The sequence below is a fragment of the Streptomyces sp. GC420 genome, from assembly GCF_009916105.1.
Classification (GTDB): domain Bacteria; phylum Actinomycetota; class Actinomycetes; order Streptomycetales; family Streptomycetaceae; genus Streptomyces.
On sequence record NZ_JAAAXQ010000121.1, the window covers coordinates 1 to 19,878 of the forward strand.

Genomic DNA, 19,878 nt, shown 5'->3' on the forward strand with positions numbered 1-19,878 from the left:
CAGCGTCCGTACGCGCCCCGGGCGGGGAGCAGCGGCGGACCGGGCCGCGCTGCCGCCCCGCGCCGAGCGGCGGGGTGGAGTGCTCAGCGGCTGCGGAGGGCCGCGAGCGCGGCGTCCAGGTCCGCCCCGCGGGGGCGGTTGTGCGGCAGCTTGGAGAGCATGACGGCCATGCCGCAGGTGTTGGTCACCGCGGAGAAGACCAGACCGGCGGCGATGCCGGCGGAGATCAGCTGGAACGCGGGGTGCACCAGGAACCCGAGAAGCAGGCCGAGCAGCACGACGGATCCGGCGGTGAGACGGACCTGCCGTTCCATGGCCCAGGTGGCGCGGGAGGCACCCTCGGGGTGGTGGAGGTCGTGGCCCTCGGCGGCCCAGGCCCCCGTGCCGCCCGCGAGCGTCGCCGTGGCGATGCCGTTCTCGGCGAGGACCTTGCAGGCGTTCTCGGACCGGGCCCCGGACGCGCAGACGACGAGGATGTCGCCGCGCCGGGCGGCATGCCTGATGTCCTCCAGGGCGCGCTCGATCCGGTCGAGCGGAATGTTCAGCGCGCCGGGGAGGTGACCGGACGCGTACTCACCGGGCGTGCGGACATCGATCACGGTCAGCTCGTGGATACGGGAGCGCGCCTCATCCGTGTCGAGAGTCGGAGGAGTGGTCATCTTCTGGGTGCGTCCTTATGGGTGTCGGGGGATGTCGGTGATGCCCGGCAATGCTGTTGAATTCTTGAGTATATTACCCGCCGGGGTATCATCCGGAAGATCAGGAGCAACCGGGCGCGGCGGCAAGGCAGTTGGGCCTCCCGGGACAGGACAGGAGGCCCTCGGCCGGGACCTCCGCTCCTGCCGCGCCACGCGCCCGCACGCCGTCGCCGCCGCTCTCGCCCCCGCCGGGTTCGGGGCGGCGGCGACCGCCTTCGCGCCCCGGCGCGCCCCGGCCTACCTCCGGTGCCCGCCGACGACCGGAAGTCCGGCCGCGAGCCACGCTGTCACGCCGCCCTTGAGGTCCGCAGTCTCGCACCCCCACTCCGCGAGGATTTTCGCGGCCTGCCGGGACCGGTGTCCACTGCGGCAGACCACCACAAGCGGCCGCCCCTGTGCCGCGGCGGGCAGCGCGCCGCCCGCGCCGAGCCCCGACAGCGAGGCGTGTGCGGCGCCGGGGGCGCGGCCGGCCGTCCATTCGACCCGTTCGCGCACGTCGAGGAGTACGGCGCCACCAGCACCCCGCCGGTGCGCCTGCGGGGCCTCCTCGGGAGCCCCCGGGTCACACCGCACCGCGTCTCCGGCCGCCCACATCCCGGATACCGCCTGGTATCCGGGGTGACCCGCGGCAGGGCTCCGCCTCTGTTCCAGGCAGGCCGGCGGCAGATGGAACCAGCGCATCCGCTCGAAGTCGGCGAACAACCCGGCCCGTCCGCCGTCGATGCGCTCGGGCCCGGCAGCCACCAGGCGGCGTGCCTCGTCGAGCCGGCCGGCCAGGGCTCCCTCGCCCGCGCGGACCCGGCGGTCCGCGACGGTGAGCCGCCCGTCCGGGCCCCACCCCACGGCCGTCAGGCTCAGGGGAGGATCGGCCGGCCCGCCGCGGTGGCACCGGCCACCGGTGTGCGGGCCGAGGCGGTAGTCCGCCAGGAGCCGCTGGCCGTGGGTGGCCGGCAGGCCGACGGCGTCGATCAGGTAGTCGCGGACGGCGTCTGTGATGAAGTAGTTGAAGTTGATCCGGACCCAGCCCGGCTTGATGCCGTCGCAGCGGGGACAAGGCCATGGCCTGCCCGTGACGCGGCGGTCGGTGGCGCCAGTTCCGGTCCCACTTGCGGGGTTGGTGGCGGGTGCCCCAGCGCTCTCGGAAGCCCGACCCCTAAGGCATGGGCGCGGAGGAACGGATTCGGGCCAGCGCCGAGTGCTGGGGTCATCGGGCTGGGTGAACTCCACGGCCGGGACGTTCAGCAGTTCCGCCAGGCCGGGGAAGAGCAGTCCCTCCTGCGCAATGCGCTGCACCGGTACCGCCCCGGTGCTGTGCGCCCGGTTCGCGGCCAGCCGCGCGACGGCGGCATTGCCGGCGAGTCCTTGGATCAGCGGTTGGTCGCCGACATCGCGCCTCCTGTCGTTCGCGGCTCGCAGCAGCATACCAACCAGTAGGTATGACAGGGATGTGTCGATGACCACAGTCGACGCGTTGTCCTGCCCGAAGAAGCTGACCATCGCCGGCACGGCGTCGGCCACCGCGATCCCCAGCGCGACACCTCGGCCCTGCCGGACACTGCGCAGCGAGGACCTGCGGCTACCGCTGTCCTGATCGGCGAGTTCATCGCCGACGCCATCCGTCGCGGCCTTCGGTGACAGCTGAACCACCCGTGCAGCGGCGCTGTTGACCTCCATCCGCACGGGGCTGAGGACCTTCTGGCGAGGCACTCCGAAGTCGCTGATGCCGCGGTCATCTGCGTGCCCGACCCCGCTGAGCGTGTCCACGCGCTCGCCGTGCCCGCAGACCACGGAGACGGGTCCCGAACTCGGCGGCGAGGTCCTGCCGGCGTACGCCCTGCCCGGGGGCGGGACACTGCGACCTGACGCTCCCAAGGCTGCCGGTGATCGCGCCGGTCGACGCCGGTGCCGCCATCGAGCAGCAGCCCTGCGGCCATGGCGCCGGCCTGGACCGGCCACGCGGGCGTCGAGCGCACGGCAACGCCCGATGGACCGCCCGCCCATCACGTGTTCCGCGAGCGTTCCGGACGCTCCGAGCCGGCGGACGCACAGTCAGATCGGGGCCGCGGCGGGGCGGAGCGGCCCCGGCTGCTCGGGGCCCGCCGGTTCGGTGCCGCGCTGTCCGATCGTTCTCGACAGGTTCCGCAAGGTGAAGCACGTCACTGTCTGTTCGCGTTGGCCCGCACCCGTCCGACGGGTTAGGTTCCAGCGATCACGGGGGAGGACGTCGTGACTTCCCCGAGCGCAGATTCCCCTTCGCACCCTCCTCTGACGAGAGATTCAGGACATGTCTGCTCAAGAACCTTCACACCATCCTCCCCGGCACATCGGCATAGTGGCCGAGTCCGTCTCCGGGGAGACGCGGGTCGCGGCGACCCCGGCGACGGTACGACTGCTGCTGGGCCTCGGCTACGAGGTCGTCGTCGAGTCCGGGGCCGGTGAGGCCTCCGGCTTCGGCGACCAGGCGTACGCCGATGCCGGCGCGGGGATCGGCGAGGCCTGGGACGCGGATGTCGTCCTGAAGGTGAACGCCCCCTCCGACGCGGAGATCTGCCGACTGCGGAAGGGCGCGACCGTGGTCGCCCTGCTGACCCCGGCGCAAAAGCCCGAGCTGCTTCAGGCGCTCGCCGACGCCGGGGTGACCGCCCTGGCGCTGGACGCGGTGCCGCGCATCTCGCGGGCGCAGTCGATGGACGTGCTGTCCTCGATGGCGAACATCGCCGGCTACCGCGCGGTCATCGAGGCCGCGCACGTCTTCGGACGGTTCTTCACCGGCCAGGTCACCGCGGCGGGCAAGGTGCCGCCGGCAAAGGTGCTGGTGGCCGGCGCGGGTGTGGCCGGTCTCGCGGCGATCGGCGCCGCTTCCAGCCTCGGCGCCATCGTGCGTGCCACCGACCCGCGGCCGGAGGTCGCGGACCAGGTGAAGTCGCTGGGCGGCGAGTACCTGCCGGTGAACGCCGCTCAGGAGTCGGGCACCGACGGCTATGCCAGGGCAACCTCCGCCGACTACGACCGCGCCGCCGCCGAGCTCTACCACGAGCAGGCCGAGGACGTGGACATCGTGATCACCACCGCGCTGATCCCGGGCCGGCCGGCGCCGCGGCTGCTGACGGCCGAGGACGTGGCCGTCATGAAGCCGGGCAGCGTCATCGTCGACATGGCCGCCGCGATGGGCGGCAACGTCGAGGGCACCGTGCCGGGGCGGACGGTGGTGACCGACAACGGCGTCACCATCATCGGCTACACCGACCTCGCCACCCGGCTGCCGGCACAGGCCTCGCAGCTGTTCGGCACCAACCTGGCCAACCTGATCAAGCTGCTCACGCCCGGCAAGGACGGCCAGTTGGCGGTCGACTTCGACGACGTCGTGCAGCGGGCCGTGACCGTAGTGCGGGACGGAGAGGTCACCTGGCCGCCGCCGCCCGTCGCGGTCTCCGCCGCGCCCGCCGTGCAGCCCGCGGCCGCACAGGCCGAGCCGGAGCCCAGGAAGCCGAAGCTCACGCCTGCGAAACGCTTCGGCCTGATCGGGCTCGGCATGCTCGCAATGTTCCTGCTGGTGGCCCTCGCCCCCGCGCAACTCGCTGAGAACTTCACGGTGTTCGCGCTGGCGGTGGTGATCGGCTACTACGTCATCGGCAAGGTGCATCACGCGCTGCACACGCCGCTGATGTCGGTGACCAACGCGATCTCCGGAATCGTCGTGATCGGCGCCCTGCTGCAGATCGGGCACGAGAGCCGGATCGTCACCTCGCTGTCCTTCGTGGCGATCCTGCTGACGAGCGTCAACATCTTCGGAGGTTTCGCCGTCACCCGCCGCATGTTGTCCATGTTCTCGAAAGGCTGAACCAGATGACCTCCGTGACGGCCTCCCACGCGGCCGACCTGGTCGCCGCCCTGTTGTTCATCCTCAGCCTGGCCGGCCTGTCCCAGCATCGCACCTCCCGCGCAGGCGTCGTCTACGGCATCGCCGGCATGGCCCTCGCGCTGGTCGCCACGGTCGTGGTGGCGGCGCAGAGCATCACCGCCGGCGTGGTCGCGCTGATCGTGCTCGCGATGGCGTTCGGCGCAGCGATCGGCCTGTGGCGGGCCCGCCGCGTCGAAATGACACAGATGCCCGAACTGATCGCGGTGCTGCACAGCTTCGTCGGCCTCGCCGCGGTGCTGGTGGGCTGGAACAGCTACCTGGAGGTGGAGTCGCACGGCACGGCGCAGACCCGGATCGGTGCCGACCTGCTGGGCATCCACCACGCCGAGGTGTTCATCGGCGTCTTCATCGGCGCGGTCACCTTCACCGGCTCGATCGTCGCGTTCCTGAAGCTTTCGGCGAGGATCGACTCCCGTCCGCTGATACTGCCGGGCAAGAACGCGCTGAACCTCGGCGCGCTCGGCGCCTTCGCCGTACTGACCGCCTGGTTCACGATCAGCCCGAACCTGTCGCTGATGATCGCGGTGACCGTGCTCGCACTGGCCCTGGGCTGGCACCTGGTCGCGTCGATCGGCGGCGGCGACATGCCCGTCGTCGTCTCCATGCTGAACAGCTACTCGGGCTGGGCTGCGGCCGCGGCCGGCTTCCTGCTCGACAACAACCTGCTCATCGTCACGGGCGCGCTGGTCGGCTCCTCCGGCGCCTACCTGTCCTACATCATGTGCAAGGCGATGAACCGCTCCTTCATCTCCGTCATCGCGGGCGGTTTCGGCATCGCGGCACCGGCCGGCCATGAGGAGGAGCAGGGCGAGCACCGTGAGGTGCGCGCCGTGGAGGCGGCCGAGCTGCTCGCCCAGGCCCGCTCGGTGATCATCACCCCCGGTTACGGCATGGCCGTCGCCCAGGCCCAGCACCCGGTCGCGGAGCTGACGCGGCAACTGCGCGAGCGGGGCGTCGAGGTCCGCTTCGGCGTCCACCCCGTCGCCGGGCGTCTACCCGGGCACATGAACGTGCTGTTGGCCGAGGCGAAGGTGCCCTACGACATCGTCCTGGAGATGGACGAGATCAACGACGACCTCGCCGACACCTCGGTCGTGCTGGTCATCGGCGCGAACGACACCGTCAACCCGGCCGCGACCGAGGATCCGGGCAGTCCGATCGCCGGCATGCCGGTGCTGCGGGTATGGGAGGCCGAGCAGGTCATCGTCTTCAAGCGCTCCATGGCCTCCGGCTACGCGGGCGTGCAGAACCCCCTCTTTTTCCGCGAGAACAGCAGCATGCTCTTCGGCGACGCCAAACAGAGCGTGGAGGAGATCCTGCACGCACTCAGCACCGACAGCCGGCGCGGAGCGGCCCCGGCCGCACGCCAGGCGACGGTGGCCGGCCACTGAGAGGTCGTCTTCTCTCGATGTTTCATCCCGGGATTGCCGGTTGGTCCCGGAGCGTCGGGTCGCGCCAGGTCCATGTCGGTGCCGGCGGCGTGCTCGACGAGGTGCTGGCGACAGCCGCCGTCCACCCAGACTCTGCGCGTGGTCGGGTGGGCGGCGGCCACCTGGTCGGACCAGGCTGTTTCGTTTGGATCACCGGATCGTCGGCCCGGGTGCGCCGTTGACTGACGCGCAGTGGGCGACGGTCGAGCCGTCGCTCCCGGACCTGACGCCGAAGCGGGGTGGCCGCCGGCGTGATCACCGTGAGGTTGCCGATGCGATCGCCTTCGAGTTCCAGGGCCAAGCCCCGGCCGCTACCACCACAAGCAGACCCGCAACCCGGTCTTCCGGCACCTGCGGCTCGCCGTCACCTCCTTGGAACGGCAATGCCGTTCGACCATTCGTCGCGCCGACCGCTGACAGGCCGGGAAACCCCACAAGCAGGAAAGCCCCTCCATGCCACTGATCTGTCTCGTCCGCCACGGCCAGGCGTCCTTCGGCGCCAAGGACTACGACGTACTGTCGGACCTCGGCCGCGAACAGGCCACGGCCGTCGGCCGGGAGCTCGCCCGCCGTGGGCTGCGCAACCCGCACCTCGTGTCCGGCACCCTCATCCGCCAACGCGACACGGCCCGCCTCCTCGCCGATGCCGCCGGATTCAGCGAACGCCTGCACGAGGACTCACGCTGGAACGAATTCGACCACCTCGCCCTGATGGAGCGTTACCCGGAGCCGGCGCTCACGGGCGCGGTGGCGGATTCCCGCGCCGTACAGGACGTACTCGACCGTGCGTTGCGGGCGTGGATGGAGGACACCGACAAGTCCGGCGCCGGATGGGCCGCCTTCGCAGAGGGCGCCGCCACCGCGCTGACGGAGCTGTCCGCGACCTTGGGCAAGGGCCGCGATGCGGTCGTCGTCACGTCGGGCGGAGTCCTCGCCGCGCTCTGCGGCACCCTGCTCTCCCTGCCACCAGCCGGAGTCGTCGCTCTTAACCGGGTCATCGTCAACGCCTCTGTCACCACGCTTGTCTCAGGCGCTTCCGGGACCAGTCTGCTCACCTTCAACGACCACGCCCACTACACCGGTGACCGACACCGGCTTCGCACCTACCGCTGAGCCCGCTCGACAAGCCGTATCCAGGACGCGACGTTCCTGCGATCTCACGCCGAACCGGGGGAGGAATCCCTGCGGTCTACGCACTCTTCGGCAGCATCCGCCACCAGGGCACGGTCCAGTGCCGCATCAGGCAACGTTTGCCCTGTCCACGACGGCTCGTAGTCGGCGGTGGTCGGCATGGTGGTTTCGCCAGATGATGTAGCGGCGGATCGTGCTGCCCCTGTCGACCCGGAAACGCTACGGACCCGACGAACCGCCCGAGCCGGATAGAGCTGGTCGTCGACGAGGACGCTGGTCCCCCTGCGTTTCTCTGCGTGACAGGGCCGGCCCTTCGTATGGTTGACCCGTCCAGGGGCGCCGGGTGCGGCTTTCAAGGTTCCGCCGCTCGTGGCTTCGGTGACACCGGAGGTGCTGCTGAGCCCGCGGAAGCAGCCCGGGATCGGCCAAGCCCCGGCGGGTCCGCTCCACGAACGGGGACGCGGGGGCCGGAAGCCCCGTGGAGGACTTCGCAGTCGTCATGATTCCCGCTCGGTGGCTGTCGCGGCGAACAGTCCGGTGGGGGTGGGGGCGCTGCCGTCGCCGCCCGCCTCGGCCGCCCTGCCTGCGCGGGGCCGGTGACCGCGGGCCTCGGCGGCGCAGGCGTCATCGGCGAGGTGGCCGACGCCGGTGAGACAGCCGACGCCGGAGCCGTACGGCCGCCGCCCGCGCCGTCACCTCCGCGGCCGCCTCCTCCCGGGCGGTGACGCCCGCCACCGATGTCTTACGGTGCATGACCTCGCCTTCCCGTCCGGTACGGGCGGAATCCGCCGCGCCCCACTGAAGCGCTGCGTAACCGCACCCGGTAGGGGCACTCGGTACGGACCGCAGGGCCGTTCGGCCCTGCGGAGCCGCCCCGCCGCGGTGGTATACCCTGGGGGGTATTCGGTGCGAGCGTTCGAGACCACCGGCCACCGTGCCGCGAAGCGGCAGCCGGCGGTCGCCCGCCCGTGCCGGACGACCAGCGAAACCGTCCCCTCCAAGGGAGCCAACGACCATGACCACCACCGAGCAGCCGACCCCGTCGGACACCGACCGCGCTCTGCCTCTAATCGGTGACCCCGCTCCGTACTTCGAGGCAGACACCACGCACGGCCCGGTACGGCTCACCGACTACGCCGGACAGTGGCTGGTGCTGTTCAGCCACCCCGCGGACTTCACCCCGGTGTGCACCACGGAGTTCATCGCCTTCACCGAACTGGCGGACGACTTCGCCGCGCGCAACGTCGCACTGCTGGGCAACTCGGTCGACTCCGTCCACAGCCACCTGGCCTGGACCCGTTCCATCGAGGAGAAGCTCGGCGTACGCATACCGTTCCCGATCGTCGCCGACCTGGACACCAAGGTCTCGCGCGCCTACGGGATGCTGCACCCGAACACCTCGGGCACCGCGGCCGTGCGCGCGGTCTTCGTCATCGACCCGGAGCAGACAGTACGGGCCGTGCTCTACTACCCGATGAACGCCGGCCGGATGATCCCGGAGATCCTCCGGCTCGTCGACGCCCTGCAGACCTCCGACCGCGACGGCGTCTCCTGCCCGGCCAACTGGCACCCCGGCGAGGACGTCGTGGTCGGCGCCCCGAAGACCCAGGCCGAGCTCGACGCGCGGCTCGCCGACGACTCGGTCAAGCTGGCCGACTGGTACCTGGCGACCAAGCCCGGGACCGCGAGCTGAGGCTGCCGGCCGGAGCCCTCGACCCCTCTCGGTGCCCGGACCGCGGTGGCGCGGTCCGGGCGCCGGCACTTCCCCGGCGCGCGGCGGTTCCGGCGCGGCGAGGCGCCGTACGCCGTACGGGATGACCGGACGACCCGGGCCCCGCGCGGAAGGCCTCCGCGTGCGACGCTCAGCGGCGCACGGCGCGGACGAGTGCGTCGATGGCGGTACGGCTGCCCTGCTCCGTGCTCACCGGGCGGGTGACCTCCTCGGCACGGACGATCCGCGCGCGGGGGCGCCATTCGGCGGCCACCTGCTCGGCCGTGCAGAGCACACCCGGATCCCGCGGGCCGCCGTGACCTCGCTCGAGGTTGGCGGCGGCGTGACCCACGAGGAACAGGGTCCCGCCGCCGCGCACGGCGTTCGCCGCCTCGCGCAGCACTCGCTCCATCTGCGGCCAGGGCAGTTGCAGATAGGCGATCAGGGCAAGGTCGTACGTGCCCTCGGGTGCCGACCAGGCCGCCAGGTCGGAGCAGACGGTTCTGAGCGCCACGCCGCGCTCGGCCCCCAGCCGCTCGGCCTTGGCCAGGGCCACGGCGGAGAAGTCGACGGCGTCCACGTCCCAGCCCTGCCCCGCGAGCCAGACCGCGTTGCGGCCCTCCCCCGCCGCCAGGTCGACCGCCCGGCCGGCCGGCAGCCCGGCGAGTTCCTGTGCGACGAAGCGGTTGGGTTCCGCCTCCCACACCAGCCCGGTGCCGCGGTAGCGCTCGTCCCAGTCCGCTGCGTCCATCGTCCGTACTCCTCGTCCCCGGTCAGCCGGTTCTTCCGTCCTCTTTCGCCGGTGCGCCCGCCTGACGCCCCGCCGCGCCCGGGCTCATGATCCCAGGCCGGGGGCGGCATCCGCGCCCTCGCCCGGCCCTTCCTGGTCCCCGCCGACCGCGTCGGGCCCGTCGCCGACGTCGTCCGCCCCGCCCAGCAGGAACGGGTAGGGACAGCTCCGCGGATCGGGGGCGATGCACGCGTTGCAGGGCCGGGACCTGTCGATGACGCACTTCGGAGCGGGTTTCATCCGTCCTCGCCTCCAGTTCCGCCACGCGCCGCGCCGGGCCGGGCGGCCAGCCGGCGACTCGCCTTCTTGAACACCAGCACCGGCACGTAGTGCCGGATGCGGGCGGTTGCGAAGAAGCCGAATTCCTCCGCGACCACGGCATCGAGTTCCTCGGGGGCGACGTCCGGGAATCCACGGACCAGCCGCTCGCGGACGTCCTCGCGGGCACGCCGCTCCGCGGCCGGTGTCACCGGTGCGACCGGCCGGGTGTCAGGACAGTGCTCGCCCTGCCCGCCCCTCGGCGGCACGATGCAGGCCAGGTGCTCCACGGAGAGGTCCGGCCCGCTCCGGGCGTATGGGGTGCGCCTCATACCGTCATTATACCCCTGGGGGTATTCCTGGCAGACCTTGCCCTTCAGGCGGCCCGTTCACGCGCGAACACCCCGCGGCGCCTCACCGAACGGAAGCGGACCGCCGCCTTTGCCCGGAAAACCGGATAAGCGGCTTTCTCCCTCCAACGCGAAGATGAGGGCATGGACGTGAACGAGGTGCTCCTGCCCGGTGTCGGCCTGCGTTACGAGTTCATCAATCAGGACGGCGAACGGATCGGCGTCGTCGCCCGCAGGACCGGCGACTTCGAGCTGGTGGTGTACGAGGGCGACAACCCGGACGTGGCCCGGCCGCTGTTCCGGCTCACCAGTGAGGAGGCCGACACACTCGCCGAGATCCTGGGCGCGCCCCGCATCGCGGAGCGGTTCGCCGACCTGACCAGGGAAGTGCCCGGGCTCAGTGCCGGACAGGTCGAGGTGCGGCACGGTTCGCAGTTCGTCGGCCGCCCGCTGGGCGACACCATGGCCCGGACCAGGACCGGCGCCTCCATCGTGGCCATCGTGCGCGGTGAGAAGGTGATCGCCTCGCCCGGGCCGGAAGCGATCCTCCGCGCGGAGGACGTGCTGGTGGTGATCGGGACCCACGACGGGATCGCCGGCGTGGAACAGCTCATCCGGGGCTGAGCCGGTGCACACCTCCGTCGCGCTGCTGCTGGAGCTGGGCGTCATCCTGGCGGCGCTGAGCGTGCTGGGCGCCGTGGCTCGGCGTTTCGCCCTCTCCCCCGTGCCGCTCTACCTACTGGCCGGGGTGGCCCTGGGCGAGGGCGGGATCGCACCGGTCCCGGCGGCGGGCGCGTTCGTGGAGGCCGGGGCGTCCATCGGCGTGGTCCTGCTGCTGCTGACCCTCGGCCTGGAGTTCACCATCCGGGAGTTCAGTGTCAGCCTGCGGCGCCATGTGCCGTCCGCCGCCGCCGACCTCGTACTGAACGCGGTGCCGGGAGCCGTGGCAGGCCGGCTGCTGGGGCTGGACGCCGGCGGCATCCTGGCGCTCGCGGGCGTCACCTATGTCTCCTCCTCGGGCATCATCGCCCGGCTCCTCGGCGACCTGCGCCGGCTGGGCAACCGGGAGACCCCTTCGGTGCTGTCGATCCTGGTGCTCGAGGACTTCGCGATGGCCGTCTACCTGCCCGTGCTGGCGGTCATCGTCTCCGGCGGCACCTGGCGGCAGGCACTGCTGGGCGTGCTGGTCGCGGTGGCGTCGGTGGCCGCCGCCTTCGCCGCCTCGTACTGGTGGGGGCACCACCTGGGGCGGCTGGTGTCGCACCCGGAGGCGGAACAGGTGCTGCTGCGCGTCCTCGGTATCACGCTGATCGTGGCGGCGCTCGCGGAGGCCGTCCACGTCTCGGCGGCGGTCGGGGCCTTCCTCGTCGGGCTCGCGCTCACCGGTGAGGCGGCGGACCGGGCCCGCACCGTCCTCGGTCCGCTGCGGGACCTCTTCGCGGCGGCGTTCTTCCTCGCCATCGGGCTGTCCGTGGGGCTCGGCGCCCTGCTTCCGGTGCTTCCCGCGGCCCTGGCCCTGGCGACGGTCACCGCCCTCACCAAGCTGGCCACCGGGTGGTACGCCGCGTCCCGGGACGGCGCGGGCCGCCAGGGCCGGATGCGGGCGGGTTCGGCGCTCATCGCCCGCGGCGAGTTCTCCATCGTCATCGTCGCCCTGGCCGGAACGCTCGACGACAGGCTGGGCCCACTCGTCGCCGCCTACGTCCTCCTGCTCGCCGTCGCCGGCCCCATGATCACGCGCGTCGCCGGCACTCGACCGCCGTCGCGCCCTCCCGTGAGCAGGTCCGATGCGCGGGTCGGCTGAGGGCGCGACCCGCGCGGATCACCGGCCCCCGGGTACTCGCGGCGTGGATCACCGGCCCCCGGGTACTCGCGGCACCATGCCCGACCCTGTGGCCCCGCTGCCCGGCACCTCCCCGGGCCCGGACGTCGTCTCCGTCGCGGTCCTGGTGGAGCTCGTTCGTTCGGCGACGGCCGGCGGACATGTCAAGTGCTGGGAGCGCTTCGCCGAGGCGGCGGCCCGGTTCCCGGGGCCCGGGATCGACCTGACCGTCTACTTCCTGGGCGAGCCGGAGGGCATCGAGCGGCTCTCCCCCTCGGTCCGTCTCATCACCCTGCGGCCGGTCCTCAGCACGGCCTCCCTGATGCCGGTGACCGGCGGCGCCGACGTCTCCGACCTGTCGCCGTACCACCCGCGGCTGGCACGGCTGCTGCCGCGGCACGACGTCTGGCACCTGACGCACAGCTTCGCCTTCGCCTCGACCGCAGTCAGGAGCGCCCGCCGCGCGACGCGGGCAGGCGCTCCCCGCCCGGTGCGGATGGTGGCGTCCGTGCACACCGACGTCCCCGCGCTGGCGGACGCGTACGCCCGGCACATGGCCGAAAGGCTCCCCGCCCCGGTGGAACGCGTCGGGGGGGTCCTCGCACGCGGGGCGGCGTGCCCGGTCGGCGCCCTGCTGCGGCGGCGGCAAGACCGGCTGCTGCGCGCCTGCGACCGCGTCCTGGTCCCCACTCCGGCCGAGCGCGCGGAGCTGGCCGGGGTACTGGGCGAGGACCGCGTGGCGCTGCTGCGCAGGGGAGTCGATCACACGCGCTTCCACCCCGACGCCTCGGCCCGTGCCCGGCTCGCCCGTGAGTACGGGGTGCCCGCCGACCGGCCGCTGGTCCTGTTCGCCGGTCGTCTCGACCCCTCCAAGCGGGCGGCGGTGGTCACCGAGGCCGTGGACCTGCTGCGCCGTCGCGGGCTCAGGGCCCACCTGCTGATGGCGGGGTCGGGTTCGGACGCGGACGCGGCGAGGATCGGGCGCCTCCTCGGCCCGGACGTCACCCTGCTGGGCCCGCTGGCCCAGGAGCGCCTGGCCCTCGTGTACGCCGGCTGCGACATCTTCGCCTTCCCGTCGCTCACCGAGACCATCGGCAACGTCGTCGCCGAGGCCATGGCGAGCGGACTGGCCGTCGTCCTGCCCGAGGGCGCCAGAACGACCCAGTGGCTGTCGGACCCCGGCCGGGACGGCCTGGTCGTCACGCGCGACGACGCACGCGGCTGGGCGGAGGCGCTGTCCTCCCTGGCCGGGCACCCGCACCTGCTGCGGTCGGTTCGACAGCGGGCGGCCGCCACCGCCAGGGACGACCACCCTTCCTGGGACCGCGTCCTCGCCGAGGACCTCCTCCCCGCCTGGCGCCGGCCCGCGCACCGTCCCGGCACCCGCGCGGCCTGACGTCACCAGGCCCGCCCAGGGGCACGTCGGCGCGGGCCGCGGTCACGGCGTGTCCGCGGTGTGCTCGCCGTCGCGGCGGTCCTGGCCGGACGGGGGGCTCGGCGGGTGCCGGGTCCGCGTCCCGCGCCGCTCGCGGCAGTACAGGGCCGCGAGGAGCGGGGAGGAGTCCAGGCTCGCGATGCCCGCGACCACCAGGGCCAGGCCCAAAGCAGTGAACCCGCTGGCGGGCCAGCCGTGGGTGACCGTCTCACCGAACACCGCCGTGCCGACGGCCACCGCGACCACCGGCTCGGTCGCGTCGATCACCGTCATGCCCGCCGCCAGCGGCCCCTGCTGGAACGCGCTCTGGATGAGCAGCAGCCCGATCACGCTGGCCCCCACGAGCGCGTACGTCTGCCAGCCGGCGAGTACCGCGGCGACACCCTCGTCGAGCCGGTCGATGGTGGCGGCCAGCAGAGCCGACTGGGCACCCATCACCGCCCCCGCCGCCAGGGCGACGGCGGAGGCTCGCCACGCCCCCGACAGGAGGCGCGCCGTCAGCAGGGCACAGCCGGCCAGTCCCGCCGTCGCGCCCAGCACCAGCCCCCAGGAGAGCGGGTCCGTCGCACCGGGCCGGCCGCCGTGCGGCCGGGCCGAGACCAGGGCGAGGGCGAGGCCGGCGGCCACGGCGAAGGTGCCGAACCATTCGCGGGCACCCAGCCGCATGCGGTTCAGCCTCGCGGACAGCGGAACGGCGAAGATCAGCTCGGTGACGATCAGCGGCTGCACCAGGCTCAGTGGTCCGAAGGCCAGGGCCAGCGACTGGAACGCGTAGGCCAGCACCGCCAGCGCGATCCCGAGGAGCCACACGCGCTCACGGACCAGGTGGCGCAGCAGCCTCGGGGAGAGCGCCTCCTCGTCCGGCCGCGCGCTGGCCGCGCGCTGCTGGAGCACTCCGGCGACCGCGAAGCAGGCCCCGGCGGCGAGCGCGGCGACGACGGCGGTCACCATTCCCGTGCCCGCTCCCTCATGGCACGCCCCGGCCCGGGATCAGCCGGGGGCCCCAGGGCCCCGGACGGGGGCGGGGCCGCGGGTGTGCACATACAGCTGCTTGCGGTCGCCGACGTCGAGGCGCTGCGGTTGCGGCAGTTCGTAGCGGACCGGGCGCTGGTGGTCGGCGAACTGGCGGCCCGGGTTGTAGACCCGGTTGAACTTCCACAGCATGCGCGCGAAGTTGGTCTGCCCGTGCATGAGGTTCCGTCCGAGGACCCGGGCCGCGCCGAAGGCGGTGCGCAGGCCCAGGTGCTTGTGGTTGATGACGGCCTGCGTGCGGACGAGTTCCCGGTAGAACCGGTCGAGCGGCAGCGTGGTGGGGACCACGGCGTGCTGGATGTCGAAGAGCCGGTAGTCCCGGGTGGTCAGCCGCCGCGACTCGGTGTGCCAGATCTCCGTCCCCGGATAGGGCGTCATGACGGTGAAGTGGACGATTTCCGGTACGGACAGCGCGAATTCCCGGACGACGCGGAACTGCTCCTCGTCCCAGGCGGGGTCGACGATCAGGTTGATGGCGACCTGGATGCCCAGGCGGCGGGCCGTCTCCAGCGCCCTGATGTTCTCGTCGGGGCTGACCCTCTTGCGGTAGAGGTCGAGTCCCTCGGCGTCGATGGCCTCCATGCCGAGGAACATGTAGCGCAGGCCCAGCCGGTGCCAGCGCGCGAAGACGTCGGGGTGGCGGAGCAGTACGTCGCTGCGGGTCTCCAGGTAGTACCGCTTGCGGATCCCGCGGCGTTCCACCTCCGCGGCGATGGCCTCGCCGTGCTCCGGGCGGATGAAGGCGACGTCGTCGACGATGAACACGTTCGGCTCGGGGATGCTCGCCAGGTCGTCGGCCGCCGCCTCGGGCGAGGCCCTGCGGTAACTGCGGCCGTAGAACGTCCACGCGGAGCAGAAGGAGCAGTCCCACGGGCAGCCGCGGGTGAATTCGACCGAGGCGCACGGGTCCAGTTCGCCGATGAAGTAGCGGCGGCGGTTGCGCATCAGGTCCCGGGCCGGGAGCGGTGCGTCGATGCTGTGGAGCATCTGGGGCGCCGGCCCGCGCCCGGACGTGGTGACCAGTCCGGGGACGTCGTGCACGGCCCTGTCGCGTACGGCGGCGAGCAGCGGGGCGATCGCCGGTTCCCCCTCGCCGCGGATCACCGCGTCGACCGCTCCGCGTGCCTGTTCCAGCACCTCTTCCGCGACGAAGGAGACGCTGTGGCCGCCGAAGAAGACGAAGCAGCCCGGCACGGCCAGCTTGGTCTGTTCCGCGAGTTCGATCGCCTCGGGGATGTTCGCCAGATAGTTGAGGGAGATGCCGAGGGCTTCGGGGCGGAAGGACTTCAGCTCCTTCGCCAGTTGCCGCCGGCCGAGGACCTGCAGGTCCACGACGCGCACGTCGTGTCCCGCGTCGCGAGCGGCGCCCGCCACCCGCTCGAGACCGAGTGGCTCCAGCCTCAGGAAGATCTCGGAGTACATCAGGGCGCTGGGGTGGACGAGCAGCAGGCGCATCATCACCTCGCGACGAAAAGGGAGAATATGTAGGTATCACCTTCCTATCCCGGTAAATCATCAGGTGCTACCGCTGGCCGGCGGCGTCCGCTACCTCGAAAGCGTGGTTTGGGGCACTCGCGTACCGGTGTGTTCCCGTCCGCGCGTGGCACACGAACCGGCGCCGGGTACCGGAACCGGGCCGACCGCAACCGAAAGGCGGAGAGAAGGCTCCCATGACGCACTCCGGTTCCATCTTCGGCCCCAGGACCCTGTCCGGGCCCGGCCTCCCGGCGTCCGGGCGGCCCGTGACGGCCCGGGAGCCGCGGCCCGGTGCCGGTGAGGACTCGGAGGTGGCCCTGGTGACGGGGGCTTCCTCGGGCATCGGCGCCGCGATCGCGCGGCGCTTCGCCCGGGGCGGATGGCAGCTGCTTCTCACCGGCCGCGACCGTTGCCGCCTGGAGGAGACCGCCGTCGGCGCGTCCGCCGTCGTCCTGCCCGCCGACCTCGCGGATCCGGACGGCCCGCGACTGCTGGCCGAGGCCGCGCTGGAAGCCGCCGGGCGCATCGACCTGCTGGTGGCGGGGGCGGGCATCGGCTGGGCGGGCCCCTTCGTCTCGATGCCGCCCGCGGCGATCGACCGGGTGCTGGCGGTGGACCTCAACGCGACCCTGCACCTGGTGCGCGAGGTACTGCCCTCCATGGTGACGGCGGGGAGCGGCCGCGTGGTGCTCGTGGGGTCGATCGCGGGCTGTGTCGGCGTGCGCGAGGAGGCCGTGTACTCGGCGGCCAAGGCCGCCGTGGGCGCCTTCGCCGAGGCGCTGCGGCAGGAGGTGCGCGGGAGCGGCGTCGGGGTGACGCACGTCGTGCCGGGCGTCGTGGACACCGCGTTCTTCGAGCGGCGCGGAAGGCCCTACCAGCGGACGCGGCCGCGTCCCGTCCCCGCCGAGAGGGTCGCCGACGCCGTGTGGGACGCGGTGGGACGCGGACGCGACGATGTGTACGTGCCGTCCTGGCTCCACCTCCCGGGCCGGGTGCGGGGCGCCGCGCCGGCGCTCTACCGCCGCCTGCTGGACCGCTTCGGCTGACGAGGGCCCGGCACGGCACGGTCCGCCGCGCGGCGGACGGGCCCCGTGTTACTCCCTTCGGGCGGCGCCGCTCTCCCGCCCGCCAGGCGCACCGCCTCGCTTGAGCTGCGCCTTCCACCCGGTCACGGGGCCCGGGCGTCGCCCGTCCGGTTGCGTGACAGCAGATGAACCGCTTGCTTGTAGAGAGACGTCGTGACTCCGCTCCCCACCTGACGGAGGGGGCTTCCAACCCGAGGGTTGCGGTCCAGCCCGCACCGATCACTCACGGGATGCAGGGAAATTGCCACAGGTCAGGGAAGCAATTCCCCCGCGGACTGAAGCCCCGGTGGCCCCCTCGCCAGGAGGCTGATGGCGGTTCACGCGGCCGGCGAGCGCTGACGAAGTACCCGTTCCGGTACTGGATGAGGAGAACCCGATGAACACGAGCATGTCGGAGGCGGTCGTCGCCGGTGCCGACGCGGCGACTCTGGAGTCGCTGCCCGTGCCGACGTACTTCTCCGCGGCGACGGTGCGGGCCCGCGACATCAACATGTTCCAGGACGTCGAGGACAAGGACGTGCGCAAGTCCCTGTTCGTGGACGAGATTCCGATGCCGGAACTCGCCCCGGACGAGGTGCTGGTCGCGGTCATGGCGAGTTCCATCAACTACAACACCGTCTGGACGGCGATGTTCGAGCCGGTGCCGACGTTCCGGTTCCTCGAGCAGATGGGGAAGGCCGGGGGCTGGGAGGCGCGCCACGATCTCCCGTACCACGTGCCGGGTTCCGACGCCTCCGGCGTCATCGTGCGAGCCGGCTCCTCCGTGCGCAGGTGGAAGACCGGCGACCATGTGGTCGTGGCCCCGGCCTACGTCGACGAGCAGGATCCCGACACGCACCGCGACGGCATGCTGGGCGAGGGGCAGAAGGCCTGGGGCTTCGAGACCAACTTCGGCGGCCTGGCCCACTACGCCGTCGTGCGGGCGAGTCAGCTCATGCCCAAGCCGCCGATGCTGACCTGGGAGGAGGCGGCGGTCAACCCGCTCTGCGCCGCCACCGCCTACCGGATGCTGGTCAGCGACCGCGGGGCGCAGATGAAGCAGGGCGACGTGGTGCTGGTGTGGGGAGCGACCGGCGGCCTCGGCGCATACGCCGTCCAACTGGTGAGGAACGGCGGCGGTATCCCCGTCGGCGTGGTGAACTCCGAGGCCAAGGCCGCTCTTCTGCGGTCCCTCGGCTGCGAGGCGGTCATCAACCGCTCGGAGATCGAGGACGGCGATCCCGCCGCTCTGGAGCGGCCCGAGGGGTGGAAGAGGCTCGGCGCCGCCATCCGTCAGGCGGTGGGCGAGGACCCGCACATCGTCTTCGAGCACGTCGGACGGAAGACCTTCGGCGCCTCCGTCTTCCTCGCCCGGCGCGGCGGCACCGTGGTCACCTGCGGCTCCAGCACGGGCTACGAACACACCTACGACAACCGCTACCTGTGGATGCGTCTCAAGCGGATCATCGGCAGTCACGGCGCGAACCTGCACGAGCAGTGGGAGGTCAACCGGCTGATCGGCCTGGGGCACCTGGTCCCGGCCCTGTGGAAGACGTATCCGCTCGACCAGGTGGCGGCGGCGGCCAGGGTCGTCCAGGCCAATCAGCACATCGGCAAGGTCGGGGTGCTCTGCCTGTCTCCGCGCCCGGGGCTGGGCGTCACGGACCCCGAGGCGCGCGCGAGGGTGGGCGAGGAGCGCCTGCGCCTGTTCCGGGACTGACGCCGTGCCCCGGCGGCTCAGCCGGTCCGGCGCGCCTTGAGCAGGGACTCGAGCCCCGGCCACACGACATGCAGTTCCCGTTCCCAGTACGGCCACGAGTGCGTGCCGTGGTCGTAGAGGTTCAGGGTCACCTTCACCCCCGCGCGGCCGAGTGCCTGCGAGAAGGCCTCGGTGGAACGCGGCAGCGGCTGCTCCAGCAGGGACGCCAGCGGGTTGCCGTCCTGGTCCAGGTCGCCACGCCTGCCGCTTCCCGCGGACAGGTGGACCCGGGTCCCCTTGAACCTGTCGGTCATCGTGGACGGGTTGTGGGCGTCCCACACCTCCCGCTGGTCGTCCGGGTGGCCCCAGATGCGCAGCGGGTCGACGCCCTCGCGCATGCAGGTCGCGACGAACGCGAACCTCATCAGCGGATCGGAGGTGTCCACGATGCCGCTGAAGGAGCCGGCGAAGCGGAAGACGCCGGGGTTGTGTGCCGCGTAGTTGAGTGCGCCCAGGCCGCCCTCGGACAGGCCGATGACCGCACGCGCGGTGTTGGCGCGGTATCGGCGTTCCATCAGCTGCCGCAGTTCGACCGTGTGGAAGGTCTCCCATCGCGGCCGGTTCGCACGTCCGTGGTCCCACCAGTCGGTGTAGAAGCCGGCCCGTCCGCCGTCCGGCATGACGACGAGCATGTCGCTGTCCGCGGCGAGTTGTTCCACGTCGGTCTCGCGCGTCCACGAGGTGTAGTCGTCGCTCGCGCCCTGGAGCAGGTAGAGGACCGGGAAGGTGCGCGAGCCGCCCTTCTTCCAGTTCTTGGGGAGGATCACGCGGACGGGCAGGTCGGCGCCCATGGCCGGCGACGCGACGGTCAGGTCGAGCGTACGTGCGTCGAGGCGCCGGACGGACTTGACGTACGCACCGTCGTCGGCCCGGGGCGACGGTGGCGGCGCTGATCTTGGGCATTGCGCGGTGGGCTCCGTAGCGGCGATGCGGGGCCGCGGACGCGGGGGCGACGCGGCGGACGGTCAGGTCAGGCGGCCGTCGAGCATCTCGTGCACCC

The 19,878-nt window shown here is 72.3% G+C and carries 18 protein-coding genes and 2 pseudogenes; 10 read left to right on the plus strand and 10 right to left on the minus strand.

The features are described from left to right. Positions 1–83: 83 nt before the first annotated feature. On the minus strand, positions 84–659 hold the full coding sequence (locus GUY61_RS17045) for a rhodanese-like domain-containing protein (protein ID WP_166631034.1): 576 nt from the start codon (positions 657–659) through the stop codon (positions 84–86). 276 nt (positions 660–935) lie between these two features. Continuing rightward, positions 936–1,292 (minus strand): rhodanese-like domain-containing protein, encoded by a 357-nt coding sequence (locus GUY61_RS17050; RefSeq protein ID WP_166631049.1) that lies wholly within the window; start codon positions 1,290–1,292, stop codon positions 936–938. Between the two features lie 1,137 nt (positions 1,293–2,429). On the opposite strand from GUY61_RS17050, the gene GUY61_RS41865 reads away from it, so the two are divergent. The 3 genes from GUY61_RS41865 (at position 2,430) to pntB (ending at position 6,011) form a co-directional block, all read left to right on the plus strand. After that, on the plus strand, positions 2,430–2,561 hold the full coding sequence (locus tag GUY61_RS41865; RefSeq protein WP_398955806.1) for a hypothetical protein: 132 nt from the start codon (positions 2,430–2,432) through the stop codon (positions 2,559–2,561). Positions 2,562–2,982: 421 nt separating this feature from the next. Then, positions 2,983–4,539, plus strand: a complete 1,557-nt coding sequence (locus GUY61_RS17055; RefSeq protein ID WP_166631035.1) for a Re/Si-specific NAD(P)(+) transhydrogenase subunit alpha — start codon at positions 2,983–2,985, stop codon at positions 4,537–4,539. Positions 4,540–4,544: 5 nt separating this feature from the next. Then, on the plus strand, positions 4,545–6,011 hold the full coding sequence (gene pntB / locus GUY61_RS17060; protein ID WP_166631036.1) for a Re/Si-specific NAD(P)(+) transhydrogenase subunit beta: 1,467 nt from the start codon (positions 4,545–4,547) through the stop codon (positions 6,009–6,011). A 53-nt stretch (positions 6,012–6,064) separates the two neighbouring features. Here the strand turns inward: pntB and GUY61_RS41560 are convergent. Beyond that, positions 6,065–6,178, minus strand: a pseudogene (locus GUY61_RS41560) (IS5/IS1182 family transposase); the annotation flags it as partial. A gap of 325 nt (positions 6,179–6,503) precedes the next feature. On the opposite strand from GUY61_RS41560, the gene GUY61_RS17065 reads away from it, so the two are divergent. Further along, entirely contained in the window at positions 6,504–7,163 is a 660-nt protein-coding gene (locus GUY61_RS17065) for a histidine phosphatase family protein (RefSeq protein ID WP_166631037.1), read from the plus strand. Between the two features lie 126 nt (positions 7,164–7,289). Here the strand turns inward: GUY61_RS17065 and GUY61_RS41565 are convergent. Then, a pseudogene (locus GUY61_RS41565) lies at positions 7,290–7,388 on the minus strand (transposase); the annotation flags it as partial. 808 nt (positions 7,389–8,196) lie between these two features. On the opposite strand from GUY61_RS41565, the gene GUY61_RS17075 reads away from it, so the two are divergent. Continuing rightward, positions 8,197–8,874, plus strand: coding sequence for a peroxiredoxin (locus GUY61_RS17075; RefSeq protein ID WP_166631038.1), 678 nt, complete (start codon positions 8,197–8,199; stop codon positions 8,872–8,874). Between the two features lie 169 nt (positions 8,875–9,043). Here the strand turns inward: GUY61_RS17075 and GUY61_RS17080 are convergent, their stop codons facing one another. From GUY61_RS17080 to GUY61_RS17090, 3 genes are all read right to left on the minus strand, one after another. After that, positions 9,044–9,643, minus strand: coding sequence for a bifunctional 2-polyprenyl-6-hydroxyphenol methylase/3-demethylubiquinol 3-O-methyltransferase UbiG (locus tag GUY61_RS17080; protein ID WP_166631039.1), 600 nt, complete (start codon positions 9,641–9,643; stop codon positions 9,044–9,046). An 84-nt stretch (positions 9,644–9,727) separates the two neighbouring features. Then, positions 9,728–9,922 carry a hypothetical protein gene (locus GUY61_RS17085; protein ID WP_166631040.1) on the minus strand — a complete coding sequence of 65 codons (195 nt, stop codon included), beginning with the start codon at positions 9,920–9,922 and terminating at the stop codon, positions 9,728–9,730. After that, the gene (locus tag GUY61_RS17090) at positions 9,919–10,272 is read right to left on the minus strand and encodes a three-helix bundle dimerization domain-containing protein (RefSeq protein WP_166631041.1); all 354 of its coding nucleotides are present in this window, start codon (positions 10,270–10,272) and stop codon (positions 9,919–9,921) included. The genes GUY61_RS17085 and GUY61_RS17090 overlap by 4 nt, the downstream gene beginning before the upstream one ends. Positions 10,273–10,434: 162 nt before the next feature. Here GUY61_RS17090 and GUY61_RS17095 point away from each other — a divergent pair, with 162 nt between their 5' ends. The 3 genes from GUY61_RS17095 (at position 10,435) to GUY61_RS17105 (ending at position 13,508) form a co-directional block, all read left to right on the plus strand. Next, complete coding sequence (locus GUY61_RS17095) at positions 10,435–10,914, plus strand: cation:proton antiporter regulatory subunit (RefSeq protein WP_166631042.1); 480 nt, start codon at positions 10,435–10,437, stop codon at positions 10,912–10,914. A 4-nt stretch (positions 10,915–10,918) separates the two neighbouring features. Then, entirely contained in the window at positions 10,919–12,094 is a 1,176-nt protein-coding gene (locus GUY61_RS17100) for a cation:proton antiporter (RefSeq protein ID WP_166631043.1), read from the plus strand. Positions 12,095–12,170: 76 nt separating this feature from the next. Next, on the plus strand, positions 12,171–13,508 hold the full coding sequence (locus GUY61_RS17105; RefSeq protein ID WP_166631044.1) for a glycosyltransferase: 1,338 nt from the start codon (positions 12,171–12,173) through the stop codon (positions 13,506–13,508). A 42-nt stretch (positions 13,509–13,550) separates the two neighbouring features. On the opposite strand, the gene GUY61_RS17110 is transcribed toward GUY61_RS17105, so the two are convergent. Together GUY61_RS17110 and hpnR are read right to left on the minus strand one after the other, a co-directional pair. Further along, positions 13,551–14,498: a DMT family transporter gene (locus GUY61_RS17110; RefSeq protein ID WP_166631045.1), complete on the minus strand. Its 948-nt coding sequence runs from the start codon at positions 14,496–14,498 to the stop codon at positions 13,551–13,553. 39 nt (positions 14,499–14,537) lie between these two features. Beyond that, positions 14,538–16,034, minus strand: a complete 1,497-nt coding sequence (hpnR, locus tag GUY61_RS17115; protein ID WP_166631050.1) for a hopanoid C-3 methylase HpnR — start codon at positions 16,032–16,034, stop codon at positions 14,538–14,540. A 215-nt stretch (positions 16,035–16,249) separates the two neighbouring features. Between hpnR and GUY61_RS17120 the strand changes: the two genes are divergently transcribed. Continuing rightward, positions 16,250–17,101: an SDR family oxidoreductase gene (locus tag GUY61_RS17120; protein ID WP_166631046.1), complete on the plus strand. Its 852-nt coding sequence runs from the start codon at positions 16,250–16,252 to the stop codon at positions 17,099–17,101. Positions 17,102–17,516: 415 nt separating this feature from the next. Continuing rightward, on the plus strand, positions 17,517–18,839 hold the full coding sequence (gene ccrA / locus GUY61_RS17125) for a crotonyl-CoA carboxylase/reductase (RefSeq protein WP_166631047.1): 1,323 nt from the start codon (positions 17,517–17,519) through the stop codon (positions 18,837–18,839). Positions 18,840–18,856: 17 nt separating this feature from the next. Here ccrA and GUY61_RS17130 read toward each other — a convergent pair whose 3' ends face one another. Next, positions 18,857–19,669 (minus strand): alpha/beta hydrolase family protein, encoded by an 813-nt coding sequence (locus GUY61_RS17130; protein ID WP_166631048.1) that lies wholly within the window; start codon positions 19,667–19,669, stop codon positions 18,857–18,859. Between the last annotated feature and the right edge of the window lie 209 nt (positions 19,670–19,878).

Excerpts from the sequence above, each read along its gene's own strand:
- GUY61_RS17090 (WP_166631041.1), bottom strand. The coding sequence starts at position 10,272 with ATGAGGCGCACCCCATACGCCCGGAGCGGGCCGGACCTCTCCGTGGAG.
- ccrA (WP_166631047.1), top strand. The coding sequence starts at position 17,517 with ATGAACACGAGCATGTCGGAGGCGGTCGTCGCCGGTGCCGACGCGGCG.
- GUY61_RS17130 (WP_166631048.1), bottom strand. The coding sequence starts at position 19,669 with ATGGGCGCCGACCTGCCCGTCCGCGTGATCCTCCCCAAGAACTGGAAG.
- GUY61_RS17110 (WP_166631045.1), bottom strand. The coding sequence starts at position 14,498 with ATGGTGACCGCCGTCGTCGCCGCGCTCGCCGCCGGGGCCTGCTTCGCG.
- GUY61_RS17055 (WP_166631035.1), top strand. The coding sequence starts at position 2,983 with ATGTCTGCTCAAGAACCTTCACACCATCCTCCCCGGCACATCGGCATA.
- GUY61_RS17075 (WP_166631038.1), top strand. The coding sequence starts at position 8,197 with ATGACCACCACCGAGCAGCCGACCCCGTCGGACACCGACCGCGCTCTG.
- GUY61_RS17085 (WP_166631040.1), bottom strand. The coding sequence starts at position 9,922 with ATGAAACCCGCTCCGAAGTGCGTCATCGACAGGTCCCGGCCCTGCAAC.
- GUY61_RS17050 (WP_166631049.1), bottom strand. The coding sequence starts at position 1,292 with ATGTGGGCGGCCGGAGACGCGGTGCGGTGTGACCCGGGGGCTCCCGAG.
- pntB (WP_166631036.1), top strand. The coding sequence starts at position 4,545 with ATGACCTCCGTGACGGCCTCCCACGCGGCCGACCTGGTCGCCGCCCTG.
- GUY61_RS17080 (WP_166631039.1), bottom strand. The coding sequence starts at position 9,643 with ATGGACGCAGCGGACTGGGACGAGCGCTACCGCGGCACCGGGCTGGTG.
- GUY61_RS17105 (WP_166631044.1), top strand. The coding sequence starts at position 12,171 with ATGCCCGACCCTGTGGCCCCGCTGCCCGGCACCTCCCCGGGCCCGGAC.
- GUY61_RS17045 (WP_166631034.1), bottom strand. The coding sequence starts at position 659 with ATGACCACTCCTCCGACTCTCGACACGGATGAGGCGCGCTCCCGTATC.
- GUY61_RS17095 (WP_166631042.1), top strand. The coding sequence starts at position 10,435 with ATGGACGTGAACGAGGTGCTCCTGCCCGGTGTCGGCCTGCGTTACGAG.
- GUY61_RS17065 (WP_166631037.1), top strand. The coding sequence starts at position 6,504 with ATGCCACTGATCTGTCTCGTCCGCCACGGCCAGGCGTCCTTCGGCGCC.
- GUY61_RS17120 (WP_166631046.1), top strand. The coding sequence starts at position 16,250 with ATGACGCACTCCGGTTCCATCTTCGGCCCCAGGACCCTGTCCGGGCCC.
- hpnR (WP_166631050.1), bottom strand. The coding sequence starts at position 16,034 with ATGCGCCTGCTGCTCGTCCACCCCAGCGCCCTGATGTACTCCGAGATC.